The organism is Pseudomonas sp. MWU13-3659, assembly GCF_023757525.1.
Classification (GTDB): domain Bacteria; phylum Pseudomonadota; class Gammaproteobacteria; order Pseudomonadales; family Pseudomonadaceae; genus Aquipseudomonas; species Aquipseudomonas entomophila_E.
Map to the genome: position 1 here is coordinate 1 of NZ_JAMSHW010000065.1, position 6,027 is coordinate 6,027.

Consider the following 6,027-nt stretch of genomic DNA (forward strand, 5'->3'; position numbering starts at 1 on the left):
GCCCTTGCTGTTGGCGTACTGGTACAGCAGCTCCAGGTCGCCCTTGCCGGGTTTCGGCGGTTCGGGGAAGGTGCCGGCCTTGCTGGCGGCGCCGATGCGGGCGAACTGCGCGGCGTGGGCGGTGTAGTTGGCGCGTAAGCGCTCCATAAACCCCACCTAACCAAAGATGGGCAGCGCACCTAGCTGTGTATTTGAGGTGTGCAATTCCATGGCAATAGCGCTTCGTAGTCTTCCACTGAGGACGCCTGCGGCAGGCGTTCCAGCGCGTGGCGCAGCCACGCATAGGGTTCTTGGCCGTTGGCTTTGGCCGTTTCTACCAAGCTGTAAAGTTGTGCGCTGGCAGTGGCACCTTTGGGTGTGTCACTGAACAACCAGTTCTTTCTTCCGATGACAAACGGGCGGATCGCACGCTCGGCCGCGTTGTTGTCCATCGGCAAGTAGCCGTGCTCGACATAGCGTTCCAATTTGCTCCAGTTGCTGGCCAAGTAGCCGATGGCCTTGCCCAAGGCATTCTGCGTCGTGACCTGAGGTTGCGTTTTCTCTACCCAGTTTTTCAGCTGAGTCAGCAATGGCAGGCTGCGCTCCATGCGGGCAGCCTTACGATCTTCGTCGTCACTGTCCTTCAAGTCGCGCTCGACGCCATAGAGCTTATTGATCAGGTTCAATGCGATGTCAGCGCGTCCTGTCTTGCCCTTGGGCTGTACTTTCTGCGCTTCGACGAACTTGCGCCGCGCATGCGCCCAGCAGCCCAACCGCTCCACGCCGTTCTGTGTGGCCAGTGCGTTGTAACCGGCGTAGTCGTCGGTCATGACATAGCCGCGATAGCCAGACGGCTGGCAGCCTGTAACAAGCGGCCAGCCGATTTCGCAGATGAACCTCTATGCAAGAGGACTAAACTCCTAGCACTGGGACTTCATGCAGTAAATTTTTCTGCCTAATACCCTTAATTTCCTGAGCATCACTCATATCCATTCCGATTAATACATCCAATAGCTGATTACACCATTCCACCTCTAGTGCAGTCTTCCTATCTACATCTTCGTCAAAAATATCGATTGCTTCAGCCACCTTCGCAATGGCGTATCGAACTGACTCATGGCTGGAATTCTCTAAATACTCAACACAGTAAGATGTACAAATCACAGCACACTGGGCCTGATCTACCAACTCATCACTGTAGTCCTCGGTATCCGGAATACCACTATAAACTTCTTGATACAACCGCTTAAGCTCGTGCTTATCGAGCAACACATGCCGCTGAAACAACTCAGCCAGAGCCGAAGAATTGACATCTACACTCAGGGCATATTTCTTACAGTACTCAGCATAAATTCCTGCCACACGCTCTGCCCCTAAAAGGCAAAAAAGAGATATTTTTTCTCTCGACATCCCAAACAATTTTTCAAAATTCATCTTCATCAAACCCGCCTTTTGCTCTTTTTGCCAGTGACCGGTGTATGTGTTGTGACCTTTTTTTCATGCATCATCGTTTCACAATCCAAGCACACACCCCTATTAGCATCCACATGTCTAGCGCCGGCATTAATTAGTGTTTCCTCTGCATGCCCCACCCCATTCACGACTGTCAGCCCTCTCTCTTGCGCAAACTCTCTCTGCACTTTGGGGACCTTCTTGTCACTGGAAGCGATCCCCATACTTCCATCAGGCATAACACCCACGGCAGTAGATTTGAAGCGCTGAGCAGTGGGATCAAGAGTAGCGTGTGCTTCATCCGCAAGCTGCCTAGTCGGAGACCCGCAGTTACACGATTTCTTTCCTGCACAAAGGCCTAGTGGATCGGTCCAGTTGGTTGGGTTGATAGCGTATTCATAGAAATTCAATCCACCTGTGTACGTGATTGGGTCTTGGCTTATGAATCTCCCTACGCCCGGATCGTAATACCGATGACGGTTGTAATACAGCCCCGTCTCATGGTCGTGGTACTGACCCTCAAATCGAATAGGGTTGCTCAGGCCGACCTGCTTGGCCCATTCGGAACGGATTTCCTTGATCTCCCCCCGCGCCTTGTACTGCGCCATCCACGCCACCTCACCATTGTGGTCGGTGAGTTCCATCGGCGTACCGAGGTGGTCGCACTGGTACCAGGCAATGGCGTCGATTGGCTGCGGTTTGACCTCGTGCTGCCACAGCGGGTCCTGATCGAAATCGTATTCCCGGTCGTTCCAATCCGGTTGGCGTAGCAAGCGGATCGGGCTCTTGCGCAGCGCCTGGGCAACCGGCACGAAACTGCCCGGCTCGTACAAGTAATGCACAGTCCGCCCGGTGTCGCCTTCATCCTGTGGCGGTGAGCTTTCCCAGGCCAGGTTGTTGCCATCCCAACCGTACAAGGTGTAACCGCAACCCAGTTCGCGCTGGCGCTTAGCCCGCTGCATCTGGTTCCAACCACTACCGGCACGCGGATCATCCTGATGGTGCGCGGTGGAGTGCTTGTGCAGACGGCGCCCCAGGGCGTCATAGCTGTACACCACCGTGAGCCTGTCATCGTCATAACGCGTCAGGCGGTCGAACAGGTCCCAGGCCAGGTGGGCCTTGTCGCCGTTGTGCAGGCGATAGATCAGGTTGCCACGGTCGTCGTACTGGTAATGGGTCCCGGCGTATTCACGCAACAGGTTGTCCATCAGCTTGTTGCGCCGCGGATCGCTTTCCAGCGGACGATTGAGTTCCTGGGTCTTGTCGTCCAGCAGGTTGCCGGCCGGGTCGAAAGCAAAGGTCTCCACGCCAAGGCGGCTGGTGGCTTGCAGCAAGCGGCCAACGGGATCGTACTGATAGGCCAGGTGGCCACGGCGGGTGTCGTGGATATCGGTCAGCTGGCCAACGGCATCGTATTGATACTGGCGTTTGAGCAGGGTGGACTGGCCATCGTGGCTGCCCAACAGTTGCTCCTGAAGACGCCCGGCCGGATCCCACGCCTGAGTTTGCATCAGCTGGTTGCCCTGGTGGCGCACCACTTCACGATGCAGGTCATCGCGCTCGTAGGCGAGCAACTCATGCTGATCGAGGGTCATGCCCAGCACGTGACCACTGCCATAGGTAAGCACGCTGACCTTGTGGCCATCGGGGCGAGTGGTGGCGGTACGCAGATTCAGCGCGTCGTATTCGTGCTGCCACACCGCGACCATTGGTACTTCGGTACCGAAATAGTACTGGTGCTCGCGGGTCAGGTTGCCCGCCTCGTCATGGAACCATTGCAGCTTGCTGGCTGCGTTGATCGCCTGGATCAGGTTGCCATTGCCGTCGTAAGCGAAGGTCTCTTCCTGACGTTGGTCACCCAAGCTGGCCGCACGTGAAATCAGACGCCCCACCGGGTCGAAGGTGATATCGATGCGCCGCTGACCGACCTGGGTGCCGGCCAGTCGGCCCGTATCAGGATCGTACTGGTAACGCGTCACCAAGCCATCGAAGCCTTGCTCTTGCAGCAAGCGCCCGACCGGGTCGTAAAGGAAGTTGGCCTTGCTCTCGTTCTCGTTCTCCAGGCCGATCAGGCGGCCCAGCTTGTCCCAGCGATAACGTAGAGTGTGCTCGTTGGCATCCACCCGCTCGGCCAGCAGGCCCACGGCGTTGTAGGCCCAGGTAGTGCAACGGTCTAGTGCATCGACGTGAGCCAGCAGACGACCTTCAGCATCGCGCTCGAAGCGCTCTTCGGTGTTGTCTGGGTGGGTGACTTTCGTCAGTTGACCAGCCTTGTACTCATAGGTGGTCGTGCTGCCGACTGCATCGGTGAACAACACCAGTTGACCGAAGTCGTCGTACGCCCACTGGCTGGTCTTGCCCGAGCAGTCGGTGTACGCGACCAGTTGATCCGCCGCGTTATACGCCAGCTTTTTCTCGTTGCCGTTGGCATCCTTGATCGCCTTGACCAGCCCAGAGGGTGTGTAGGCGAACTCGGTCTTGTTGCCCAATGGATCGGTGGTCTCGACCAGGTTGCCCTTCTGGTCGTAATCACGCAGCCACAGACCGCCTTCGGCATCACGAAGCTTTATTGGTTGGCGGTGATCATCGTAAGAGAAATGTGTCTGACTGTGATCAGCACGGATATGACGAATGACACTGCCCTGCTCGTCATAGTCGTAGCGGTCCTCACTGCCGTCGGCGTGTACATGGCGTACCACGTTCTTGCGCTCGTCACGGAAAATCCACTCCGAGCGCTCGTCCGGATGCCGCACACGGTACAGGTGGCCAAGGATGTCGTAGTAGTACCAGGTCTCCTGGCCATGGGCGTCGGTGACGTAGGTGAGGCGAATGTTCTCGTCCCATTCCAGGCGCGTGTCGTAACTGCCGTCATCGGCCCATTCGCGAATGGCCTTGGCGTCGAAGGCACTGCCGTCCCACTGCAGGTTCATACCTCGGCCGGTGCGGTCGGTGTAACGGGTCACCAGGTGATTCTGGTACTGGTAATGCCAGGCCGCGCCGTGCTCATCCTGGGCGGCGACGAGGTCGCCCTGATCATCGTAGTGGTAGGCACACAGCTGACGCAGTGGCTGACCGTCGCGCATTTCCCACAGGCCAGTAATATGGCCCTGTTCATCGATCAGTGTGCCCAGGTGGCGCAGGACGTCTTTCACATCGCCCTGGAAGGTGATGATGTCCGACAGCACTGGACGCCCTTCATGGTGATGCTCGTAGTGCAGCATGCAGCCGGCGTCGTTCTGCAGCAGGATCTTGCGCAAGTAATAGCGATCACCCACGCGCAGGTAATACTCCTTGCGCACGAAGCCACGGCAGATCACCAGCTCATCGTCGCTGCTGCGCACCAGCAGCAAGTCCTCGATGGCGTTGAACAGCGACTTGCCAACCTTGGGCAGTTCGAACGCATGGCTGCGACCGTCGAAGTCATGGAACAGCAAGCCCTTGTCGAGCACATCGATACGCGTGGTCAGGGGCGTTACCCAACGGGCGCCCAGACAGCCCTGGTCATATTCGGCCAGGCGCGAGTGGTAGATCCGTTGCCAATCAATCGGAAATGCACCGGGCAGGCTGAAATCCGTGTGAATGATGAACTCCGAGCCCAGGGCAAAGCTGATGTTACGCCCCGTCGTGGACTTCGGGATTGGTCTCGGGATAGGGCAACTGGGTTCGATCGGGCTCGGCGTCTGGGTGGCATTCGCCTGCGAACCACTGACCGCCAACTCGCCCTTGCCCTTCTCCCGCTCAACCTGCGTGGTGGTCCCCGGCTTGCTCACCCCCGGCTGCCCGTTCTTGTTGCGCTTGCGGAAGCCCTTCACTGCCCCGCCGAGCACCGTCAGCATCCAGCCGATGCTCATCTGCGTACCGGGGTCTGCCAGCTTGTTCAACTGCCGGGCCATCTCCGGGCCCAGGGCGCGCAGCTGGCCGGTGTTGGCTAACACCTTGCTCTTGATCTCGTCCGGCAGCAGCTTGCTCGTGGCGCTGTTGGCCAGCCCCTTGCCGGCGGCCTTGTAGGCGCTGTGCACTGCACCGAAGAAGTTGCTGAAGGCGGCCTTGGGGTCGTTGAGCAGTTTGTCGGCGGCAGCCGACATCTGCTTGCCCGCCTTGTCGCGGTCGCCCTTGGCGTCCAGTTGCCCGAGGGTGACTTTCTCAAGGCCCGTGGCGATCTCGCTGGTCATCTTCGTGCCTAGCGCACCGGCGTCGGCCAGAATGCTGGCAATCTTCGGTTGGGCCTTGGCCACGAAATCGTCGATGGTCCCGGCGATGGTCGCGTTGAGGTGGCCGATCAACACCTGGATCAGCGAATCGCCCAGCAGCATCTTGGCGCTGTTGCGCAGCTCCTGGCGCACCAGGAACAGGGTCGGGCGCAGACTCATGCGCGCCGCGGCCATGGTCGGCGGCGCCGGCAGCACGCCGATCAGGTTGATGCCCAGGCTCACCCAGTCGAGCAGCTGGCGGTTCTTGCTCTTGACCAGGGTGACCACGTCGCCCAGGGCGTCGACCAAGGCCATGATATTGCCCACCACCGGCAGCGCGCCGGCCACGGTCTTGATCCGTTCGAGGGTGACGTAGCCGCCGCTGACCGACTGCAGCCAGGCATCA

The 6,027-nt window shown here is 58.7% G+C and carries 2 protein-coding genes and 1 pseudogene; all 3 read right to left on the reverse strand.

All coding sequences use genetic code 11. The features are described from left to right. Positions 1–179: 179 nt before the first annotated feature. Positions 180–827: pseudogene (gene tnpC / locus NGM28_RS28185) on the reverse strand (IS66 family transposase); the annotation flags it as partial. A 64-nt stretch (positions 828–891) separates the two neighbouring features. Then, positions 892–1,419, reverse strand: coding sequence for a hypothetical protein (locus tag NGM28_RS28190; RefSeq protein WP_252092512.1), 528 nt, complete (start codon positions 1,417–1,419; stop codon positions 892–894). Further along, a partial coding sequence (locus tag NGM28_RS28195; protein WP_252092513.1) for an RHS repeat-associated core domain-containing protein occupies positions 1,419–6,027 on the reverse strand: 4,609 nt, incomplete at its 5' end. The genes NGM28_RS28195 and NGM28_RS28190, both read right to left, overlap by 1 nt.

Coding starts and splice junctions, on each gene's coding strand:
- NGM28_RS28190 (WP_252092512.1), bottom strand. CDS start 1,419: ATGAAGATGAATTTTGAAAAATTGTTTGGGATGTCGAGAGAAAAAATA.